The sequence below is a fragment of the Starkeya sp. ORNL1 genome, from assembly GCF_012971745.1.
Classification (GTDB): domain Bacteria; phylum Pseudomonadota; class Alphaproteobacteria; order Rhizobiales; family Xanthobacteraceae; genus Ancylobacter.
Genome location: NZ_CP048834.1, coordinates 5,092,245 through 5,113,619 on the forward strand (window position 1 = coordinate 5,092,245; position 21,375 = coordinate 5,113,619).

Genomic DNA, 21,375 nt, shown 5'->3' on the forward strand with positions numbered 1-21,375 from the left:
ACGATGGGTGCAGACCGTCCTGCTCTCGCTCGCAACGGCCGTCATCCTTGCCATCGTCGCGGCCTTCGCGGCGCCGGCCTATATTGACTGGTCGCAGTGGCGCGCCACGTTCGAGACGCAGGCGGCGCGCGCCGTCGGCGCGCCGGTGGTGATCCGCGGGCCGATCACGGCCGAGCTGCTGCCCATACCCAAGCTGGTGCTGCACGACGTCTCCATCGGCGCCGACGGCGTCGGCACCGGGGTCACCGCCACCGAGCTGCGCGGCAGCTTTGCGCTCGGCTCGCTGCTCAAGGGCGAACTCGCCGCCGATCATCTCACCGTGGTGAAGCCGAAGGTGCGTCTCGTGCTCGACGCCACCGGCAGGATCGCGCTGCCGACCGGCGCACGCACCCCCGGCGGCTTCAGCATCACCGAGCTCGCCATCGAGAGCGGTACGCTGGACGTGCTCGACCGCGCCACCGGCCGTTCCTTCGCGCTGTCCGACGTCGATCTCAAGGGCGAGATCGGCAGCCCGACCGGCCCGGTCAAGCTCGATGGCGAGATCGAGAGCGACGGGCACCGGCAGATCGTCAAGCTGCTGCTGGGCGTGCCCGCGGCCGACGGCTCGTCGAAGCTGCGCGTCGTGCTGGGCGGCACCAATGCGCCGAGCGGCTTCGAAGCGGACGGTACGCTGCGCCTCGCCGGCGGCCAGCCGGCGTTCGAGGGGCGTTCCTCCTATACGGTCAAGCCTGTCAAGGACGCCGCGACGCCGCTCGCACGTGCCGGCTGGAGCCTGGCCGGCACGGCGCGCGCCACCCGCGAGAGCATCGAGGCGCAGGACCTCACCTTGAGCCTCGGCGGAGGCGATCGTCCGGTCGAACTCACCGGGACCGGCAAGCTTGCGGCCATTCCGGGGGCGCCGGCGCAGGCACACGCGCCGATGCGGCTCGATCTCGCGCTCGGTGCGCGGCAGATCGACCTCAACACCATGACCGTCGGCGCAGCGCCGCTCGCCGCGCTCGCCGATATCGCGCAGGCGCTGGCCCCGCTGGCGGAATTGACCACCGCCGGCAATCTCACCCTCTCCAGCGACACCGTGCTGATCGGCGGCGCGCCGGTGCGCGAACTGAAGGCCGATCTCGGCTGGTCGGGCAATGGCTGGCAGGTAAAGACGTTCGCCGCCAAGCTGCCCGGCCGTGCCGCGGTGCAGGTAACCGGCCGGGTGCCGCGCGGCGCTGCCGACAGCCTGTTCGCCGGCGATCTCGCCATCGATGCCGAGGATTTGCCGACGCTCGCCGGCTGGGCCTCGCCCAATGCCGCGACGCTGCTCGCCGGCCTGCCGCCCGGCGCGGCGAGCCTGAAGGGCACCATCGCCGCCGGCCCGGCGCGGGTCCGGCTGGACAATCTGGCGCTCGGGCTCGGGACGCTGCGGCTGACCGGAACCGCGGGCTACGCTTATCCGGACGCCGGCGGACGCGGCAAGCTGGATGCGACCCTGAAGGGCGACGGCGTCGATCTCGATGCATTGCTGCCACCGGCGCGGCGGCTGCTGGCAAGCGGGCGCGATGCAGTGGACGTCGCGCTCGCCTTTGACGGCACCAATGTCCGGCTTTCCGGCCTGCCGGCGGCGAAGCTTGGCCTGACGCTTGCGGCGAGCAATGGCGGGCTGTCCATCGACCGGCTCGGTATCGGCAATCTCAGTGGGCTCGACGTTACCGGCAAGGGCCGGCTCGCGAGCGCGGACCAGCTCGATGGCGGCTTCGAGGCGCGCCTCACTGGCGCCAAGGCCGACGGGCTTGCGGTGCTGGCGCAGACCTTCGGGCCGGCCGGGCTCGATGCGCTGGCATTGAGGCTCTCCCCGGTGCTGGCGCCGGTCGACCTCACTCTCAAGCTCGCCGCCGCCAACGGGCGCTCCGACATCACCGCCAGCGGGCGGCTCGGCGGGCTGAGCGGCACCGCCGCCTTCGGCCTTGGTGGCGGGGAGCAAAGCGGCAAGCTGACGCTCGACATCGCCGACGGCGCCGACCTGCTCGGCCGCTTCGGGGTGCCCGGCTTGCGCCCGAAGCTCGGCCCGGCGCGCCTCGACGCCACCCTCGCACCGAAGCTCGATGCGCAACTGCTGCTCGCCGGGGCGAACCTCACCGCACGCGGCGACCTCACGAAGGACACGGGCGGCGACTGGCGTCCCACGCTGCAGGTCTCGCTCGCCACCGCCGATCTCGCCAAGCTGTTCCCGGTCGTCGCCGCGGCGGCCGACGGTGTCGGCGCGGTGCCGGTGAACCTCGCCGGCACGCTCACCCGTCCCGAGGCGACGTGGCGGATCGACGGGCTCGTCGGCACGTTGTCCGGCGGCAAGATCGAAGGCTCGCTCGGCTACGGGCCCGACCGGCCGGAGCCGGTGGACGCCGATATCAGGCTCGATCGCTGGTCCCTCGGCCGCGCGCTGGCGCTGGTCGCCGGCCGCGCCGGTGGCAATGGCGCCTGGCCGGATGGACGGTTCGGGCCGCAGCCGTTGCCGGACCTCGCCGCCACGGTGTCACTCACTGTGGGCCGGCTTGACATGCCGGTCGGCCTGCCGCTGGCCGATGCCCGGCTCAGGGCACGGCTGGCACCCGGCAGCGCCGCCATCGAGGACCTGTCGGGCCGCTTCGCCGGCGGCATGCTGTCCGGAACCTTGAAGCTGGCGCGCCGCGGCGAGGTGCTGGCGGCAGACGGCCATCTCGCACTCACCGGCGCCGATCTCACCACCCTGCTTACCATGGTGAGCGCCAAGCCGGCGCTGGACGGCAAGGTCACGATCGGGCTCGACCTTGCTGGCTCGGGCCGATCGCCGGCGCTGCTGGCGCAATCTCTGGCCGGGCAGGGCAGCCTTGCCATCGACGATTTCGAGCTGAACGGCGCCGATCCGCGCAGCCTGCAATATGTGATGCTGGCCACTGAGCGCGGCGCGCCGCCGGACGGCCGCAAGCTGGCGCAGCTGGTCGCCGACGCACTGTCGCGCGGGCCGCTCGACCTGCCGAGGGTCGATGCTTCGCTCAGCGTGCTGAACGGCGTGGCGAAGACCGGCACCGCGCGCGTCGCCCTCGGCACCCAGCGCTTCGCGCTCGACGGCAGCCTCGATCTGGCACGGCTTGCCATCGATGCCTCGGTGGAGATGGAAGACGCCGCCGATCCGCGTGCCACCGCGCCGCCATCGGTGACGGTGCAATGGCGCGGGCCGATCGCCAATCCGGACCGGCGGCTCGATGCCGCGGCGCTCGGCGCGGCGATCAACATGCGGGCGCTGGAGCGTGAGACCAAGCGGCTGGAAGCGGAATATGGCCGCTCCCCGGTGATGGATGCCGGCCGTTCGACCGACGCACCGGACGGCTCGTCCGCGGCGCCGCCCGCGCCAGCTGCGCCGACTGCCGCGGTTCCGGCACCGATGGCACCTGTTGTGGCGCCGCCGGCTGCCGCTCCTCCTGCGGCTCCCCCTCAGTTGCCAGCGGTAGCGCCAATGCCGACACCCGCGCCCGGCGCGCCTCCGCCAGCCGTCGCCGCCGAGCCGACGCCCGTGAGGCCGGCCGCATCACCGCCCCCCGCTGCGGCACCGCCGAAACCGCGGCGCGCTCGCGTTGTGCAGCCGCCGGCGACGCGGGAGCCGGTCGACCAGCCGGATTTCGGCTTGCCGGACCTGATGCTGCCGCCCTTGCCGCCGCCGATCACCATCGGCCCGGACCGCCCGCTGCGGCCGCCGGCGACAGTGCCGCAATAGGTCTCTTGACCGGCTGATAATTCCCAATCGTCCCTCATCCCCGGGCTTGACCCGGGGATCCAGCCCACCCGCACGTACCCGGCTGAAGTCTGGGTGGCCGGGTCAAGCCCGGCCATGAGGGCGTTAATAATGGGCACTGTTCGCGGCAGGGCTGAGTTACGAGAAGCCGCTCAGGCGACGAATTCTTCGCGTGCGTAACCCTGCAGATAGAGCAGGGCGGTGAGGTCGCCGTGGTCGATACGCACATGGGCACTGGCGGCGACTTGGGGCTTGGCGTGATAGGCGACGCCGAGGCCGGCCTCGCCGAGCATGGCGAGGTCATTGGCGCCGTCGCCGACCGCCAGCGTCTCCGACGCGGCAAGGCCGAGTTCGGTCCGTAGTTCGATCAGCGTCGCCAGCTTGGCCTCGCGGCCGAGGATCGGCTCGGCGACCGTGCCGGCAAAGCGGCCGCTGTCGACCAGCAGCAGGTTGGAACGGTGGGCGTCGAAGCCGATGGCGGCCGAGACCGGGCCGGTGAACAGCGTGAAGCCGCCCGAGACCAGCATCGTATAGACGCCGTGTGCCTTCATGGTGCGCACCAGCGCCGCGCCGCCGGGAGTGGGGCGGATGCGCTTGGCGATCACCTCGTCCACCACCGAAAGCGGCAGGCCCCTGAGCAGCGCGACGCGCTCGCGCAGCGCCGGCTCGAAGGCGATCTCGCCGCGCATGGCGCGCTCGGTGATGGCGGCGACATGCGGCTTCATGCCGGCATAGTCGGCCAGCTCGTCGATGCATTCCTGGCCGATCATGGTGGAATCCATATCGGCGAGGAACAGCCTCTTGCGCCGCCCCTCCGCGGGCAGGATGGCGACATCGAGCGGTGCCGGCGCCAAAGCGGCGCGCAGCGCGTCGATATCGGCACCGGCTACGCACGGGATCTCGGCGGCGACACCCTTGTCGAGGATGCGCGGCTCGCCGGCGTCGGCAAGCGCAGCGCGGGCCGCGGCAAGGACCGCGGCGGACAGTGCCCGGGCGCCGGGCTCGGAGATCAGGACGGCGACGTGCGAGTGCTGCATGGCATCAGGGGTTGCCGGCGACTACGGGCCGGGCAAGAAGGGAACTGGAAATAGATACGGAGACAGGATTTGGCCCCGCGGGTGGTGCTTATTGCAGGGCCGACGGCGAGCGGCAAGTCGGCCCTGGCGCTCGGCCTTGCCGAGCGTGCCAGGGGCGCCGTCATCAATGCCGACTCCATGCAGGTCTATCGCGACCTGCGGGTGCTCACCGCGCGGCCGACCGTGGAGGAGGAAGCGCGCGCGCCACATCGCCTTTACGGCCATGTCGACGGCGCCGAGGAGTATTCTGCCGCGCGCTGGGTCGAGGATGCGAAGGCGGCCATCGCTGAAGCCGAGGCCGCGGGCCAATTACCGATCCTGATCGGCGGCACCGGGCTCTATTTCAAGGCGCTGACCGAGGGGCTCTCCGCCATTCCTTCGATCCCGGAAGAGATCCGGTCACGGGTGCGGGGGCGCGGCGAGACCGCGCCGCAGCTGCACGCCCGGCTCGTCGCGCTCGATCCGGAGACGGCGGCGCGGCTGCGCTCATCCGATACGCAGCGGCTGATGCGGGCGCTGGAGGTGTTTGAGGCCACCGGCCGCCCGCTCGCCCGCTGGCAGGCGCAGGCCGCCGGGCCGGCAGTGATCGATGCGGCGAATGCGCTGAAGATCTTCCTCGACGTCGAGCGCGACGCCTCACGCGAGCGCATCGCCCGGCGCTTCCACGCGATGCTGGGGCAGGGCGCGCTGGAGGAGGTGCGGGCGCTGCTGGCACGCGAGTTACCGGCGGACCGACCGGTGCTGAAGGCGCATGGCGTGCCATGGCTGGCGCGCTATCTCGCCGGGGGGATCACGCTGGAAGACGCGGCGGCCGGCGGGGTCCAAGACACCAGGCGCTATGCCAAGCGGCAGGACACCTGGTTCCGCCACCAGTTCGAGGGCTGGTTGCACCTCACGCCCGAAGAGGCTGCACGGGTGTTCAGGGAGACGTTTCCTTAGAGCTCTGCGCTCAATTCCCCCTCCCCGACGGGGAGAGGGAGAGAGCCCGGTATCAGCGCCGGGTGCCCTCAGGCCCGCGCCGGGCGCCGCGCCGGCAGCGGGCGCACTTGCAGCGCGAGGCGGCTTGCCAGCGCGATGGCGAGGCCGAGGCCGGCGATCCACCAGGCCGGGCGAATCGAATAATCGAAGGCGAGGTTGGCCTCCAGCACCAGCTTCGGATCGACGCCGGTGGCGGCGAGATACCAGCCGGCCTCGAGCAGCGCGGTGAGCACGCCGGAGGCCAGCGCCAGCACGACGAGCGCGAGGCTGTCGGTGCCGCGATTGAAGCGCTGGGCGATGCGCCAGCCCATCAGCCAGACGAACATGCCGGCCATCAGGGTCGGCTCGGTGACGTCAAGCTTCTGCTGCATGAAGAAGTGCAGGATGCCGAGCGCGGTGATCGGATAGGCCAGCATGTGCAGCTGGTTCCAGCGCTCCGAGCCGAGGCGCTGCACCGCGCCGTCCCACGAGGTGGAGCCGAGCGCGACAAGACCCACCAACGCGATGAAGCCGATGGTGAGATAGATGCGCAGCACGATCTCGCGCGCCACCATGGCGAGGTCGCCATTGAGGTCGATGATGTAGAGGCCGAAATGGATGAGCACATAGCTCATCGCCGCGACGCCGAGGGTGCGGCGCGCCGAGAGCAGCTTCGGCCAGTTGAACAGCCGGCGCGCGGGCGTCACCGCCAGCGTGATCAGCAGCAGGCGGATGGTCCATTCGCCGATATAGCGGATGACCTCGACGATGGGGCGGGCACCCAGTGCCGGACCATCGCCCAATCCTCCGCCGCCTAGTCCTCCGCCGCCAAGGCCGCCACCGCCTAAACCAGGACCGCCCAAACCGGGGCCACCCAGGCCCGGGGCGCCGAGACCAGGTCCTCCGAGGCTTGGCGGGCCGGAGAATGCACCGGCGAATTCGCCGCCGAGCGCGCGCCACAGCAGCCAGCCGAGCGGCAGCAGCACGCCGATGAAAGCGATGATCTTCTCAGGGCTGAGCTTGCCGTTGCGTTCGCGAAGAAAGGGCATGGGAACAGGATGCCGTGCTGGAGTGGGGACGTGAATACCCCAGATACGACGGCGGTGCGGACGCGGTTACGGCAGCGCGTGCACGATGACGTGAGCGGGGCACCCACCCTCTGCTTCAGCATCCTTCTACGCCCGGCTATGCCGGGCACCTCAGAGCCTGACTCAAAATTCGACTTATCCGTTGAAGGAGCCACCTTTCCACCCTCATCCTCGGACTTGATCCGGGGATCCAGACTTCAACCGGGTGCATGCGGAGGGGCTGGATCCCCGGATCAAGTCCGGGGATGAGGGCCGATTGGAGTTTTCGGTCAGGCTCTCAGGATGACGTCGTTTTTATAAGCACGTCATTCTGAGGTGCGAGCGTAGCGAGCCTCGAAGGATGCTCACGCAGAGCGCGCTCAGCCCCAGAACACCCGCGTCACATGCCCCATCTTGCGACCGGGGCGGGCTTCGGCCTTGCCGTACAGGTGCAGGTGCGCGCCGGGCTCCTCCAGCACCTTGTGCCAGTGGTCGGCCTCGCTGCCGATCAGATTGGTCATCTCGACCCGTACGCCACGTCGCGCCGGCGAACCGAGCGGCCAGCCGGCGATGGCGCGAACATGTTGCTCAAACTGGCTGGTCTCGGCGCCGTCCAGCGTCCAATGGCCGGAATTATGGACCCGTGGGGCGATCTCGTTGACGACGATGCGCTGATCCACGCCCTCGCCGACCACGAAGAGCTCCACCGCGAACACCCCGACATAGCCGAGCGCATCGCCGATGCGGCGGGCGATGGCATGGGCGCTGGCTTCGGCTGAGGGCGTCACGTTCGCCGGCACCGTCGAGCGGTGCAGGATGTGGTGGCGGTGCTCGTTCTCCGTCACCTCATAGGCCGCGAACGCACCGTCGGCACGCCGCGCCGCCACCACCGAGACCTCGCGCACGAACGGCACGAAGCCTTCCAGGACCGCCGGGTGCCGGCCGATGGCGTCGAAGGCGGTGTCGGCCTCGTCGGCCTCGCGCAGCATCACCTGGCCCTTGCCGTCATAGCCGAAGCGGCGGGTCTTCAGCACCGAGGGGCGGCCGATATGGGCAAGCGCATGCTCCAGCTCGGCGGCATCGTTCACTGCGGCGAACGGCGCCACCTCGATGCCGAGCCCGGCAATGAAGCTCTTCTCCACCAGCCGGTCCTGGGTGATGCCGAGCGCGCGGGCGCCGGGATGCACCGGGGCCTTCTCGCTGAGGAATTCGGCGGTGGCGACCGGCACGTTCTCGAACTCGTAGGTCGCGACATCGACGGCGCGGGCAAAGCGCTCCAGCGCCGCCTCGTCATCATAGGCGGCCTCAGTGTAGGCGGCCGCGACTTCGAAGGCGGGGCTGCCTGCCTCGGGGGCGAAGATGTGCGCCTTGAGGCCGAGCGGGGCGGCGGCAAGTGCGATCATGCGGGCGAGCTGGCCGCCGCCGAGAATGCCGATGGTGGAGCCGGGTTTCAGCATCAGACCGGGTGCTCGTTCACGGCGGCGGTGCGCGCCGCGCGCCAGGCGTCGAGGCGTGCGGCGAGCGCATCGTCGGAGAGCGCCAGCACGGCGGCGGCCAGCAAGGCGGCGTTGGTCGCCCCCGCCTTGCCGATGGCCAGCGTGCCGACGGGAATGCCGGCGGGCATCTGCACGATGGAATAGAGGCTGTCCTGGCCGGAGAGCGCCTTGCTCTCCACCGGCACGCCGAGCACCGGGAGCGAGGTGAGCGAGGCCACCATGCCCGGCAGATGCGCCGCGCCGCCGGCACCGGCGACGATCACCTTGTAGCCGGCAGCCCGCGCGCCCTTGGCGAATTCGAACATGCGCTCCGGGGTGCGGTGGGCGGAGACGATCAGCGTGCGGTGCGCGACGCCGAGCGCGTCCAGCGTCTCGGCGGCGTGGCGCATGGTTTCCCAGTCGGACTGGCTTCCCATGATGATGGCGACCGGCGGCGCCGTCGCGGTCGTCGACGCGGTCATTTCGCGTGCTTTCCCCGAAAAAGAAGGCGCGGATTATAGGAATCGCCGCCCCTGCGGCAAGCGGGAAAACGGCGTTGCCGCGGTTTTGCCAAGGTTAATGACGCGTTTACGTTTGCGTCCCACATTGGCACGCAATCACACCGCCGGATGCTGCATGATCGCCCGTGTCCTCGTTGTCGACGACGATCCGGTGCAACGCCGCCTCATCGAGGCGATGCTGCGCCGGCTCGGCCATGAGCCGCTTACCGCGGACGGTGGCGAGGCGGCGGTGCGCCGGTTGTCCGACGTCCACGCCGCGCCAGTCGATTGCGTCGTGCTCGACCTGACCATGCCGGGTCTCGACGGCATGAGCGTGCTCGCCCGGCTGCGCGCGCTCGGCATCGAGACGCCGGTCATCGTGCAGGCCGTCCATGGCAGTGTCGATGCGGCGGTTGCCGCGGTGCGGGCCGGGGCGTGCGACTTCGTGGTGCAGCCGGTTGCGATCGAGCGCCTCCAGGTGTCGCTCGCCAATGCGCTGGCGCAGGCGGCACTGAAGCGCGAGGTGCGGCGCATGCGGCACAATGGTGCCGCGGCGCCGGCCAAGACGATCGAGACCGCCCCGGCGATCGAGGCCGCCCCCGACATAGTGCCGGCGGATTCGCCGATGCTGGCTATGCTCGACATGGACGGGCGGATGCGACCGCTCGACGAGCTGGAGGCCGAGATCATCCGATTCGCCATCGCCCACCATGACGGGCGGATGAGCGAAGCGGCGCGGCGGCTGAAGATCGGCCGCTCGACGCTCTATCGAAAGCTCGCCGAGCTTGGGCTCGACGAGGCGACCTAGGCAAGAAATGGTGCCGGATCGCAAGCGGCGTGTGGCACCGGAGTGACGTATGTGGGTTTTTGAACGCTGTGCCGGCTTCGTGAGTTGTACGGAGAGGGACATTGTTCAGAAAGGGTTCAGGGCGCGCAGCCGATGAAAGCATCGCGACGGACGATGGAACGGAGAAAGTCATGTCTGGCCGGCTGAAGCTTCTTTCGGGCACGGCGATAGCCGCGGTTGCCGCGCTGTCGCTTTCGGTCGCCGCCCTTGGGCTGGCGCTGCCGATGCTCGTGGCACAGGCACAGGAAAATACCGTTCAACGGGGACCGGAAATTCAGCAAGGCCCCGATTTGCCGGCACCGCAAGAGAGCGCCCCGCACGCCGCGGGAGGTTCGGTCGAGACCACCGACAGCGCGGGCATGGGCACCTCCGATGGCGCGGCACCTTCCACCTCCGATCCGGTTGCCGCCGTGCCGGCCCCCACGGCTCCGGAGCCGACCGCGGCGGAAGCCGGGGCGGCGACTCATCAGCCGGCCGCTGCCACCGCTGAAGCGGCACCGCCTGCGCCGACCGCGCCCGCATCGATTGCACCCGCGCCGCTCGCACCTGTAGTGGCCGAGCCGGCGCCGCAGACTCCCGCGCCGCAGACAACCGCGCCGCAGAATGCTGCGGTTGAAGCGCCGGCTGCAGCGCCGGCCATGACGACCGCTCCGGCGACTGCCGAGGCGCCGGCGCCGGCCGCTGCGCCGTCGGCTTCCGAGCCGGCCGCTGTTGCCGCGACGCCGGAGCCCGTGGTCGTCGACCCGGTCGCGATGCAGGTGTCGGCGTTGCTGGAAGGCAAGGCGCTCGACGCCATCGTCACGCAGAAGGCCGAGCGCGAGGCGCTCGCGGCGTTCTATGCGGCCCGCGGCGGCACGCAGGTATTCACCGCCGGCCACGAAATCTCCCCGCTCGGCAAGGCGGTGCTGGCGGTGTTCGCCACTTCCGCCGCCGACGGCCTGTCTCCCGCCGATTATGCGGTGGCCGCGCCGAAGGCGGACGCCACCGACGCCGACGTCGCCGGTACCGAATTGCGGCTTGCCGCAGCCACGCTCGCTTATGCGCGGCATATGCAGGTCGGCCGCTTCAACCCGGCGCGCATCTCGGAGAATGTCGATCCCACTTTGACCCCGCCGGATCCGGCCGCGGTGCTGGCGCTGGTGACGACCACGCCGAATGTGCGCGGCGCGCTGGCGGGCTTCGCCCCGCAATATCCCGGCTATGCCGCCCTCAAGGCGAAGCTGGCGGAGATGCGTCCCGAGCAGAGCGCGGTGGCGCCGCCGCAAGTGCCGCAGGGCAAGGTGCTGCGCCCGAACATGAGCGATCCGCGGGTGCCGATCCTGCGCGCGCGGCTCGGCCTGCCGGGCGAGGCCGACAACCTGGTCTATGATCACGATCTGGTCGAGGCGGTTAAGTCGTTCCAGGCCAAGACCGGCCAGCCGCCGAGCGGCATCATCGGCAAGGGCACCATCAGCGCCATGAACGACACCGGCGAGCGCCGGGTCGGCGACATCATCGCCAATATGGAGCGCTGGCGCTGGCTGCCGCACGACATGGCGCAGACCTATGTGATGGTGAACATCCCGGAATTCATGGTCCGCATCGTGAAGGACGGCAAGCCGTTCCACGAGACCAAGGTCGTCGTCGGCAAGCCGGAGAACCAGACCCCGATCCTGACGCACGACATGGAATACATCGTCTTCAATCCCTCCTGGAACGTGCCGCCCGGCATCGCCAAAAAGGAGATGCTGCCGCGCCTCGCCGCCGATCCCTATTATCTGGCACGCCAGGGCATCGACGTGGTGCGCAATGGCCGGGTGGTCGATCCCAGCATGGTCGACTGGAGCCGCGGCACGCAGGGCTATGCGTTCCGCCAGCCGCCGGGCGAGCGCAATGCGCTGGGCCGCATCAAGTTCATGTTCCCGAACAAGCACTCGGTCTATCTGCACGACACGCCGAGCCGCTCGCTGTTCGCCAATGACCGCCGTGCCTACAGCCATGGCTGCGTCCGGGTGTACGAGCCCTTGAAGTTCGGCGAGGCGATCTTCGCGCTCGGCATGCCGCAGGATCCGTGGTCGCAGGGCCGCATCTCGAAGCAGCTTGGCGGCAACGAGAAATATGTGAACCTGAAGCAGCGCTTCCCGGTCCACCTGGTCTATTTCACCACCTTCGTGAACGAGGCCGGATCGCTGGTGTCGCGCGAGGACCTCTACGGCATCAACGCGCAGACCAAGCTGATGCTCGGCCTCGACGGCGCCCGCCGCATGGCCGACCGTGGCGCGACGACGACCCCGGCGCGCTGAGAACCCACGCCTTAATTCCAAGATCACCCTGTCATCCCCGGCCTCGTGCCGGGGATCTCGATTCCTGACAGCGCCGGAGACCGTCATGGCCGGGACAAGCCCGGCCATGACGATGGAAGTGGGCTTTTCACCGGCTACGGTTCAACGGCGCGCCGAACTCAGGCGCGGGCAGCCGAGCCTGTCACTCCCCGCTGGCGACGCGGCTTGCCAGCAATTCGCCGCTGCGCTCCAGCACCGGATAGGCGGCTGCGGCGACGATGTGGCTGTTGATCAGCTTCATGTCGCGCAACAAGTCGAGATAGAGCGCGCTCGCCTGCGCGACCGGCAGCCGGCTGCCGCGCAACCGCTCGAAATGCTGCAGCGTGGCGCGGGATTCCGCCTCGCGGAATGCCACCTTCTCGTCCGCCAGCAGCCGCGCGGCGCGCGGATCCTCGGTCATCAGCAGCGAGGCCGCGGTCCTGAGATTGGCGATGAGGCGGTTCATCAGTTCGCTCATCTCCGCCTGCCTCTCCTTGGGGAAGTCGAGCCCGCGCTTCAACCCCTTGGAGGCGTGCGGCAGCAAATGGCGGTCGACCACGTCGCCGGCCTGTTCGAGATTCATCGCGAAGGCGAGGATCTCGTTGAGCCGGCGATGGTCGTTCGGCCCCAGTTCGTCCGGGTCGATCGAGGTCAGATACGACTTGATGGCGATGTTCAGCCGATCCAGCACGTCGTCGCGGCGCCTGGTCTCGGCGATCAGGCGGCGGTCGCCTTCGGCCAGCGCGTCACGGGCGCCGACCAGCATCGCTTCGAGAAAGTCGGCGAGCCGCAGCGCCTCGCGGGCGGCTCCACCCAGCGCGATGATCGGAATCTCCTTCGCCGCCGGATCGAGATAGAGCGGGCGCGAGGGGTCGGCCGCGGCGGGAGCGTCCGGCAGCAGGCGGCGCAGCAGGCGCGCCAGCGGCCCCAGCAGCGGCAGGAACACCACCGCGGTGACGATGTTGAACAGCGTGTGGAAGTCCGCCACGGCGCGAGCATCGTCCGGCTGGAACGTCACCATGAAGCGGCCGATCGGCTGCATCGCGACGAGCACGATGCCGATACCGATCAGCCGGGTGAGGAGATTGCCGAGCGGCACGCGCTTGGCCGCCGGACCGTCGCCGGCGGGTCCCTCGATCAGGGGATTGATGGCGGTGCCGAGATTGGCGCCGAGCACCAAGGCGAAGGCGGCGTTCGGCGGCACCACGCCATTGGCGGCGAGCGACATCACCAGCAGCACTACGGCGACGCTCGAATGCGCGGCCCAGGTGAGGCCGGCGGCGAGCAGCACGTCGAGCACCGGCAGTGTCGAGATGGCGCCGAGCAGCAGGCGCAGGCTCGGCGCGTCCTCGAAGTCCCGCAACAGGTCGAGCAACTGGTTGAGCGCCAGCAGCATCAGGCCAAGGCCAATCAGCACGCGGCCGAGATCATGGGTCTGAGTGGAGGAATCGCGCCTGAACATCAGCACGCCGATCAGGATCAGCGCCGGCGAGACCGCGGAGATGTCGAAGGACAGCAATTGCACGATGAGCGTGGTGCCGACATTGGCGCCGAGCATGACGGCGAGCGCCGGCACCAGATCGACCAGCCCACCGACCGCAAAGCCGGTCACCATCAGCCCCGTCGCGGTGCTGCTCTGGAGCAAAGTGGTGACGCCGAGCCCGGCAACGAAGGCACGGAAGCGATCGCCGAGCGCATGGCCGAGGATCGAGCGCAGCCTCGGACCGAAGGTACGTTGCACGCCGGTCTGCACCATGTGCGTGCCCCAGAGGAGCAGCGCAATGAAGCCGGCGAGATCGATCAGGGTGGCAGGAAAGCTCATCGGCACCTGGCCTTCGACACAGAGACGGAAGCGTGGGGGCGAATATTGCGAGCTAATGTCCCCGCAGCGTTTCGCAAGGCCCGTGACGCAAGGTGCGTGCCAGCGGAAATAGTGATTCGCGGCACGCCGCACGCCACCCTTGTTGCGACGTTAATGTCACGGTAACGGAAATTCTGTCGATAGAATCGGCATCTAGCTTGAAAGTCGTGATCCAGCACGTTTTTGCCACACTGTGCCCTTAGCGGTTTGAGCCAGGACTAAAGGGGGGTGGGTCGTAACTGGCCCTTAACCAAACCCGACAAGACTATGTTCACCATGTCCGGCGTGACCCACGGGCCGCGCCGTCCAAAGGAAACGTTTGGCTTCGGGTTAGTGGTAGTGCGGAATTTCAGCTTCCTTCGCTCGTCCCGCCTCATCAAGGCTGCCGCGCTTGCCGCGGTCGCCACGATATGCGGTGCCGACATGCTGCAGGATGCGGTCGCCAACGGCGATACCCGCACGCTGAGCCTCCATCACGTCCATTCCGGCGAAAGCGCCACCGTCACCTTCAAGCGCAATGGCCGCTACGACCCGGCCGCGCTCCAGCAGCTCAATGTCCTGTTGCAGGATTGGCGCCGCAAGGAGCCGACCAAGATGGACCCGGCGCTGTTCGACATCGTCTGGGAAGTCTATCGCGACGTTGATGCCACCGCGCCGATCGAGGTGATCGGCGGCTACCGTTCGCCGGCGACCAACGCCATGCTGCGCGCCCGCTCCCGCGGCGTCGCGCAGATGAGCCAGCATATGCTCGGCAAGGCGATGGATTTCTATATTCCGGGCGTGCCGCTCGCCAAGATTCGCGAGGCCGGTCTTCGACTGCAGCGCGGCGGCGTCGGCTTCTACCCGACCTCCGGCTCGCCCTTCGTGCATCTTGATACCGGCGGCATCCGCCATTGGCCGCGCATGACGCGCGATCAACTGGTCCGCGTGTTCCCGGACGGCAAGACCGTGCACATCCCGGCCGACGGCAAGCCGATGCCGGGCTATGCGGCGGCGCTGGCTCAGGTGGAGAGCCGCGGCAGCCGGCCGGGCGGCGCGGGCGCGGCCTTCGCTTCGGCGACGCCGTCGGGTTCGAAGAAGAATATTTTCGCGGCGCTGTTCAGCAAGGATAGTGGCGACGACGACGAGGAGAGCGCCGCGCCACAGGCCGGTGCCGCGCAGACGGCGTCGGCTGCGGATGATGACGAGGCGCCGGCCAATGCCAAGGCCGCGCCGGCGCAGGTCGCCGCGGCCCAGCCGGCACCGGCGGTGAATGCCGCCGCCAGCGTCGTCGCCAACGCCAATGTGCCGCTGCCGGTTCGCAACCCGATGGGCCGTTCGCCCGAAGCCGTGGCAGCGCTTGCCGCCGTGGCGCCGGCGCAGTCCTCCGCAATGCAGGCGGCCGCCGTGCCGCTGCCGATGATGCGGCCCGGCGAAGCGCCGGTTCGCCCGGCGGCGCCGACCACGGTTGCCGCCGCCGACGGTCCCGCCATGCCGTTGCCGGCGTCTCGTCCGGGCATCGCCCCGGCACGTGCCGCTGCCGCACCGATGGTTGTCGCTTCGGCTGAGCCGGCCGCCATCGCACCGGTTGCCCAGGTTCCCGCCGCGCAGGCGCCTGTCGCCCGCGCCGCGCCTGCTGTGCAATCCCAGGCCGGCGGCTTCCCGGCGCTGATCGTCCACGGTTCGGATTCCGCCACCGGCGGTCCGACGCTGTCCTATGCCTCGGCCGGCGAATTCGTCGTCGCCCGCCCGGCGCCCGGCCGTTCCAATGAGCCTGCGGCGCTGCCCGCCGGCATGCGCGGAACCAGCGCACCGCAGCCGCAGCCGCATTCGGCGGCGACGCAGGCAGAGATTCGCCGGCTGTTCAGCAGCCCGACGGTTGCTTCCGAGACCACGCTGCGTACCCCGGAACTGCGCCGCTTCGGCGCGTTCGTCGCGCCGCCGCGCCAGGTGGTGGATGCCCGCTTCAGCCGCGATGCTTCGAGCGGCCTCGTCACCACGCGCTTCGAAGGTGCCGCGGTGGTGGCGATCCCGGTGGTGGCGAGCGCGGCGCATGTCCGCAGTACGCCCGTCCACAGCACGCCGGTCGAGAGCGCTCCGGTGCTGCCGAAGCGCGCCAAGAAGCTTTCCATGGCCGGCACCGGCACCACGGACAACCTGCCGCCGCCGCGTTGATTTTCAAGAGATGTCGTCATCCCGGAATGGCCGCCAGGCCATATCCGGGATCGCGTGACGTTCTCTATCGTCACGCGATCCCGGCTCTACGCTTCGCTTCGGCCGGGATGACGCCGAAGGGTGGAGAACGAGGCCGCGCTCAGTCGACCATCCCGAGCGCTTGCAGATAGAGGTCGACGATGGCCTCGTGCTCGGCGCGCTGGTCGGCGTCCTGCTTGCGGATCCTCAAGATCTCGCGCAGCGCCTTGGTGTCGAAGCCGTTGCCCTTGGCCTCGGCGAAGACGTCCTTGATATCGTCGGCGATGGTCTTCTTCTCTTCCTCCAGGCGCTCGATGCGCTCGATGAAGGACTTGAGCTGGTCCTTGGCGAAGCCGGCGGCGGCATCGGACAAGGGCTGGTCATTGGGCAGATCGGACATGCGGTCTCCGGCTAGGCGACGCCCTTTCGGGCGTGAAAAAGGGCCGAAATCAGGGCCCGGATTTCACCCGCGCGTCAAGCACGGGGGCGGCGCTGTGCACCGTTAATGCGGCTCGGCGGACGAGCGGGCGAAGGCCGCTTTCTGCTCCGGGCTGGCCTCGGCCTGGTTCAGCGCCTTCCAGTCCTCATAGGGCATGCCGTAGACGATCTCCCGGCTGTCATCCCTGGAAAGCGGCAGGCCACGCTCCTTGGCCGCGTCGAGATACCAGTTGGAGAGGCAATTGCGGCAGAAGCCGGCGAGGTTCATCAGGTCGATGTTCTGCACGTCGGCGCGCTCGCGCAGATGGGCCACCAGCCGGCGGAACACCGCGGCCTCCAGCTCCAGGCGGGACTGATCGTCAAAGTCGGGCATGGCAGGCCTCCTGCGGCGAAACTCAGGCTGAGATAGGCACGACGAGGCCGGTGCGCGAGCCGTAGAACGTCTGCTCGTGCAGTTCGGGGCGTGCCAGGACGGCGGGCAAGAGGTCGGCGAGGCGCTCTGCCCAGGCGAGCTGTCCCGCGTCGTCGGCGATCAGGTCCTGGCGGATCTCGATCAGCACGTGCGGCAGGCCGCGGGCGGTGCCATGGCGATAGAGGCAATCATTGCGCAGCGCGCCGTCATAGGGCTCGTTGTCGCCGACGATGAGGTCGCCGGGGGCCTCCAGGGCTTCGATCAGCGGCCGCGTGAAGCGCTCATCGAGGTCCCACAACAGCCCGACATGCCAGGGCCTGGGCATGCCGCGCCACACCGGGGTGAAGCTGTGCACCGAGAACAATGCCGGGATGGTCCCGCTGGCCAGCGCGGCATCGATCTCGTGCTCGATGGCGCGGTGATAGGGGCGGTGGAAGCGGGCGATGCGGCGGTCCACCTCGGCGGTGTCGACATGGCGGTTGCCGGGCACGATGGCGCCGTCGGAGAGCCGCATCACCAGCGTCGGGTCGTCCTCGCCGCGGTTCGGATCGATCAGCAGGCGCGAGAAGTGCGACAGCACCGCCGGACAGCCGAGCCGCTTCGCCAGCGCCCGGGTGACGCCGGCGGCGCCGATGTCGTAGCCGATATGGCGCGCCAGCTCCGAGGCCGGCAGGCCGAGCGAGCCATATTCCGGCGGCAGCGCATTGGAGGCGTGGTCGCACAGCAGCAGGATGCCGGTATCGGCCGCGCCGGGAATGTCTTCCACCGGGTGGAAGACATCGCCAGCACTGTGTGCCGGCGTCGGTGCATCGGCCAAATCCAAGGCGTCGTCCACGGCGGTGTCATCCTCGGTGCGGCGAAGCATCATGGCCGGGAAGGGCGATATGTGACAGGAGGCTAGTGACGTGCGGCTTCGGGTGCCATAGGAATACGCCCGTTTCGCGTCGTGCGGCACTGGCCATGCGGATGACCGCACGCAAGATGAGGGGCGCCCGAACAAACCGGGCAGTGGGGTGACGATGACCGATAATTCGCCGCGCGTGTTCCTGGAAGCCCTGTTCTCGGCCGCGGTGGCGGCGGCACATCCCTCCACTTGCCTGCCGCCGGCCTTGCCGCCGCCGCCGGCCAATGGGCGGCTGATCCTGCTCGCGGCCGGCAAGGCGGCGGGCTCGATGCTGGAAGTCGCGGAAGCGCATTATCTCGATGACCTCGGCTTCGATCCCGCTCGGCTCGCCGGCATCGGCGTCGCCCGGCACGGCTATGGCCGCCCGACGCGGCGGCTGGAGATGGTGGAAGCCGGCCATCCGGTGCCGGACGCCGCCGGCCTCGCCGCCGCGCAGAAGGCGATCGACCTCGCGGCGGGTGCGCAGGCGGACGACCTCGTGCTGGTGCTGCTCTCGGGCGGCGCCTCGGCGAACTGGATCGCGCCGGCGCTCGGCGTCGAACTCGACGACAAGCGGGCGCTGACGCGGGCGCTGCTGCGCTCCGGCGCCAACATCACCGAGATCAACACGGTGCGAAAGCACCTGTCGCGCATCAAGGGCGGCCGGCTCGCCGCGCTCGCCCAGCCCGCACGGGTGGTGACGCTGGCGATTTCCGACGTGCCGGGTGACGATCCCGCGGTGATCGGCTCCGGCCCCACCGTGCCGGATCCGACGACGCTGGCGGAAGCGCGCGACGTGCTGACCCGCTTCCGCATTGAGCCGGCGAGCTCCATCGCGGTCGCCTTGCGCGACGGCGCCAATGAATCGCCGAAGCCCGGCGATCCCGCCTTCGCCAATTCCGAATACCACCTCATCGCCCGCCCGGCGGATTCCTTCGTCGCCGCCGAGAAGATGGCTCGCGACGCCGGCATCGAGCCGATCCTGATCGGCGACAATCTCGAGGGCGAGGCCCGCGAGGTGGCGGCGGCGCAGGCGGTGAAAGCCCTCGAGCTGAAGGGCGCCGGCAAGCGCGTGGTGCTGCTCTCCGGTGGCGAGCTCACCGTCACCATGCGCGGCCAGGGCCGCGGCGGGCCGAACCAGGAATATGCGCTGGCGCTCGCCGAGGCGCTGGCCGGCGCGCCCGGCATCTACGCGGTGGCGGGTGATACCGACGGCACCGATGGCGGCGGCGGCGATGCCAGCGACCCGGCCGGCGCCTTCGTGGTGCCGGATACGCTGGCACGCGCGCGCGCACTCGGCCTCGATCCCGCCAGCTTCCTCGCCAATAACGACTCGACGAGTTTCTTCGAGAGGATCGGCGACCTGCTGACGCCCGGCCCCACCTGCACCAATGTCAATGATTTCCGTGCCGTATTCGTGGACGGCTGACGTCGCGCGACGCCTGCGCGCGCGCGGCCTGCGGCTCGGGCTGGCGGCATTGGCCGCGGTTCCGGTGTTGGCGATTCTGGCGCCGACGCCGGCTGCCGCGGACTTCCGGCTGTGCAACCGCACCACCAGCCGGGTCGGCATCGCCGTCGGCTACAAGGACGGCGATGCCTGGTCCACCGAAGGCTGGTGGAACGTCGCCGCGAACAGCTGCGAGACGCTGCTGCGCGGCGACCTCGTCGCCCGCTACTATTATGTCTATGCGGTGGATTACGACCTCGGCGGGGAATGGGCCGGCAAGGCCTATATGTGCACCCGCGAGAAGGAGTTCACCATTCGCGGCATCGAGGATTGCCTCGCCCGCGGCTTCGACCGAACCGGCTTCTTCGAGGTGGACACCCACGAGCAGAAGAGCTGGACGGTGCAGTTGACCGAACAGGGGCAGAAAATGCCGAGCCAGGCCCCGCTGCCGCCGTCGAAGGCGCCGCAGTAATCCCACCCACCCAGTTGTTCCGGGATGACACTGGCGGGTAAAGGTAGGTCAGGCCCTCACTCGATCGGGATCGCGGTGAACTGCACCTGGCCGTCGGCATCCGAGACCATCAGCAGCGCCGAGCGGCGGCCTTCCTTCTTCAAGGCGTCGATGCGCTTCTGGATGTCGGCGGGCTTGGCCACGGCTTCCTGATTGACCTCGACGATGACCATGCCGGGCTTCAGCCCCTTGGTCGCAGCCTGCGAGGTACCATCGACCGAGGTGACGACGACGCCCTTGACGTCGTCCTTCAGCTTGAACTTGCCGCGCAGTTCCGTGGTGATCTCGGACAGATCGAGGCCGAGCAGGCGGGTCGTCGGCGCCTTCGGCGTGGTGTCCGCGGGCTCCTTCTTGGTGAGCGCGGCCTGCTCGGCCTTGTCGCTCTCCTCGAGCCGGCCGACCTTCAGCCGCAACGTCTCTTCCTTGCCCTTGCGGACCACCACCACCTCGACATCCTTGTCGACCGGCGTGTCGGCGACGATGATCGGCAGCGAGCGCATGTCCCGCACATCCTTGCCGTCGAACTTGATGATGACGTCGCCGGGCTTGATGCCACCCTTGGCGGCCGGGCCGTCATCGGTGAGGCCGCCGACCAGGGCCCCGCGCGGCTTGCCGAGCGACAGGCTCTCGGCGATCTCGTCGGTGACCGACTGGATACGCACGCCGATCCAGCCGCGCCGCATCTCGCCATATTGGCGCAGCTGAGCGACGACGGCGGACGCAGTGTTGGACGGCACGGCGAAGCCGATGCCGATCGAGCCGCCCGAGGGCGAAATGATGGCGGTGTTGATGCCGATCACGTCGCCTTCCATGTTGAACAGCGGGCCGCCGGAATTGCCGCGATTGATGGCGGCGTCGGTCTGCAGGAAATTGTCGTAGGGCCCGCTATTGATGTCGCGGTTGCGCGCCGAGATGACGCCGACGGTGAGCGTGCCGCCGAGGCCGAACGGGTTGCCGATCGCCATCACCCAGTCGCCGACGCGCAGCCCGTCGGAATCGCCGAACTTCACCGCCTTCAGCGGCTTGTCGGGCAGCGGCGTGACCTTCAGGAGCGCGATGTCGATCTTGGTGTCGCGGCCGACCAGCTCGGCTTTCAGCTTCGAGCCGTCATTGAAATTGGCGTAGATCTCGTCGGCGTCGGCGATGACGTGGTTGTTGGTGACGATCAAGCCGCCGGCATCGATGACGAAGCCGGAGCCGAGCGAGGAGACGCGGCGCGGCGTGTCGTCGCCATCATCGCCCTGCTGCTGGCGGCGCTTGAAGAATTCCTCGAAGAACTCCTCGAACGGCGAGCCGGGCGGCAGTTGCGGGGTCGGCACGCTGCGCGAGGGCGCCACCGTCTGCGAGGTGGAGATATTGACCACCGAATCCATCACCAAAGCGGCGGTGTCGGCGACGGTGTCCGGACCTTTGGTCGCAGCGGCGTGGCTGACGACGGGCGGCAGCACGACGGTGCCGACGACGAGAAGGCACGACACCAGATTGTGGAGCCGGCGCCGCGTGTCAGTGGGGCGGTGCTTGGCGGTTTGGGTCATGGTGCCTCCTTCGCGCCGCTCATCCAGTCCGGCGCTGCTCACTCGACGGAACGCTGGACCGGGAAGTTGGGCGATGCAAGCCAAAAGCGTGCGAGTTATGAGCCGCCGCGGCAATCGTCATGCGCGCCGGACGCGGGCGCGCG

At 69.4% G+C, this 21,375-nt stretch carries 16 protein-coding genes; 7 read left to right on the top strand and 9 right to left on the bottom strand.

Going from position 1 to position 21,375, the window contains the following annotated elements; all coding sequences use genetic code 11:
* Positions 1–7 precede the first annotated feature (7 nt).
* Positions 8–3,733, top strand: a complete 3,726-nt coding sequence (locus G3545_RS24020; protein WP_170016392.1) for an AsmA family protein — start codon at positions 8–10, stop codon at positions 3,731–3,733.
* A gap of 170 nt (positions 3,734–3,903) precedes the next feature.
* Here G3545_RS24020 and serB read toward each other — a convergent pair whose 3' ends face one another.
* Entirely contained in the window at positions 3,904–4,788 is an 885-nt protein-coding gene (gene serB, locus G3545_RS24025) for a phosphoserine phosphatase SerB (RefSeq protein ID WP_170016394.1), read from the bottom strand.
* Positions 4,789–4,857: 69 nt separating this feature from the next.
* Between serB and miaA the strand changes: the two genes are divergently transcribed.
* A complete protein-coding gene (miaA, locus tag G3545_RS24030; protein ID WP_170016396.1) occupies positions 4,858–5,766 on the top strand; it encodes a tRNA (adenosine(37)-N6)-dimethylallyltransferase MiaA in 909 nt (302 codons plus the stop codon).
* Positions 5,767–5,834: 68 nt separating this feature from the next.
* Here miaA and G3545_RS24035 read toward each other — a convergent pair whose 3' ends face one another.
* The 3 genes from G3545_RS24035 to purE form a co-directional block, all read right to left on the bottom strand.
* Positions 5,835–6,833: a protein-methionine-sulfoxide reductase heme-binding subunit MsrQ gene (locus G3545_RS24035; RefSeq protein WP_170016398.1), complete on the bottom strand. Its 999-nt coding sequence runs from the start codon at positions 6,831–6,833 to the stop codon at positions 5,835–5,837.
* A 398-nt stretch (positions 6,834–7,231) separates the two neighbouring features.
* Positions 7,232–8,308 carry a 5-(carboxyamino)imidazole ribonucleotide synthase gene (locus tag G3545_RS24040; RefSeq protein WP_170016400.1) on the bottom strand — a complete coding sequence of 359 codons (1,077 nt, stop codon included), beginning with the start codon at positions 8,306–8,308 and terminating at the stop codon, positions 7,232–7,234.
* Complete coding sequence (purE, locus tag G3545_RS24045; protein ID WP_170016402.1) at positions 8,308–8,808, bottom strand: 5-(carboxyamino)imidazole ribonucleotide mutase; 501 nt, start codon at positions 8,806–8,808, stop codon at positions 8,308–8,310. Before purE ends, G3545_RS24040 begins: the two co-directional genes overlap by 1 nt.
* 154 nt (positions 8,809–8,962) lie before the next feature.
* Here purE and G3545_RS24050 point away from each other — a divergent pair, with 154 nt between their 5' ends.
* Positions 8,963–9,634 (top strand): response regulator, encoded by a 672-nt coding sequence (locus tag G3545_RS24050; RefSeq protein ID WP_170016404.1) that lies wholly within the window; start codon positions 8,963–8,965, stop codon positions 9,632–9,634.
* Between the two features lie 170 nt (positions 9,635–9,804).
* On the top strand, positions 9,805–11,955 hold the full coding sequence (locus G3545_RS24055; RefSeq protein ID WP_246702553.1) for a L,D-transpeptidase family protein: 2,151 nt from the start codon (positions 9,805–9,807) through the stop codon (positions 11,953–11,955).
* Positions 11,956–12,136: 181 nt separating this feature from the next.
* On the opposite strand, the gene G3545_RS24060 is transcribed toward G3545_RS24055, so the two are convergent.
* Positions 12,137–13,795 carry a Na/Pi cotransporter family protein gene (locus G3545_RS24060; RefSeq protein ID WP_170016406.1) on the bottom strand — a complete coding sequence of 553 codons (1,659 nt, stop codon included), beginning with the start codon at positions 13,793–13,795 and terminating at the stop codon, positions 12,137–12,139.
* Between the two features lie 378 nt (positions 13,796–14,173).
* On the opposite strand from G3545_RS24060, the gene G3545_RS24065 reads away from it, so the two are divergent.
* A complete protein-coding gene (locus G3545_RS24065; RefSeq protein ID WP_246702554.1) occupies positions 14,174–15,988 on the top strand; it encodes a DUF882 domain-containing protein in 1,815 nt (604 codons plus the stop codon).
* A 139-nt stretch (positions 15,989–16,127) separates the two neighbouring features.
* Here G3545_RS24065 and G3545_RS24070 read toward each other — a convergent pair whose 3' ends face one another.
* The 3 genes from G3545_RS24070 to G3545_RS24080 all read right to left on the bottom strand — a co-directional run bounded on the left by G3545_RS24070 (position 16,128) and on the right by G3545_RS24080 (position 17,721).
* Positions 16,128–16,406 (bottom strand): DUF2312 domain-containing protein, encoded by a 279-nt coding sequence (locus G3545_RS24070; RefSeq protein ID WP_170016408.1) that lies wholly within the window; start codon positions 16,404–16,406, stop codon positions 16,128–16,130.
* Between the two features lie 102 nt (positions 16,407–16,508).
* The gene (locus G3545_RS24075; protein ID WP_170016410.1) at positions 16,509–16,817 is read right to left on the bottom strand and encodes a DUF1244 domain-containing protein; all 309 of its coding nucleotides are present in this window, start codon (positions 16,815–16,817) and stop codon (positions 16,509–16,511) included.
* Positions 16,818–16,839: 22 nt separating this feature from the next.
* Positions 16,840–17,721, bottom strand: a complete 882-nt coding sequence (locus G3545_RS24080; RefSeq protein WP_170016412.1) for an N-formylglutamate amidohydrolase — start codon at positions 17,719–17,721, stop codon at positions 16,840–16,842.
* A 154-nt stretch (positions 17,722–17,875) separates the two neighbouring features.
* Between G3545_RS24080 and G3545_RS24085 the strand changes: the two genes are divergently transcribed.
* Both G3545_RS24085 and G3545_RS24090 read left to right on the top strand, forming a co-directional pair.
* Positions 17,876–19,168: a glycerate kinase gene (locus G3545_RS24085; protein ID WP_170016414.1), complete on the top strand. Its 1,293-nt coding sequence runs from the start codon at positions 17,876–17,878 to the stop codon at positions 19,166–19,168.
* On the top strand, positions 19,137–19,658 hold the full coding sequence (locus tag G3545_RS24090) for a DUF1036 domain-containing protein (RefSeq protein ID WP_170016416.1): 522 nt from the start codon (positions 19,137–19,139) through the stop codon (positions 19,656–19,658). Before G3545_RS24085 ends, G3545_RS24090 begins: the two co-directional genes overlap by 32 nt.
* Positions 19,659–19,714: 56 nt before the next feature.
* Here the strand turns inward: G3545_RS24090 and G3545_RS24095 are convergent, their stop codons facing one another.
* On the bottom strand, positions 19,715–21,232 hold the full coding sequence (locus G3545_RS24095; protein ID WP_170016418.1) for a Do family serine endopeptidase: 1,518 nt from the start codon (positions 21,230–21,232) through the stop codon (positions 19,715–19,717).
* Positions 21,233–21,375: the final 143 nt, after the last annotated feature.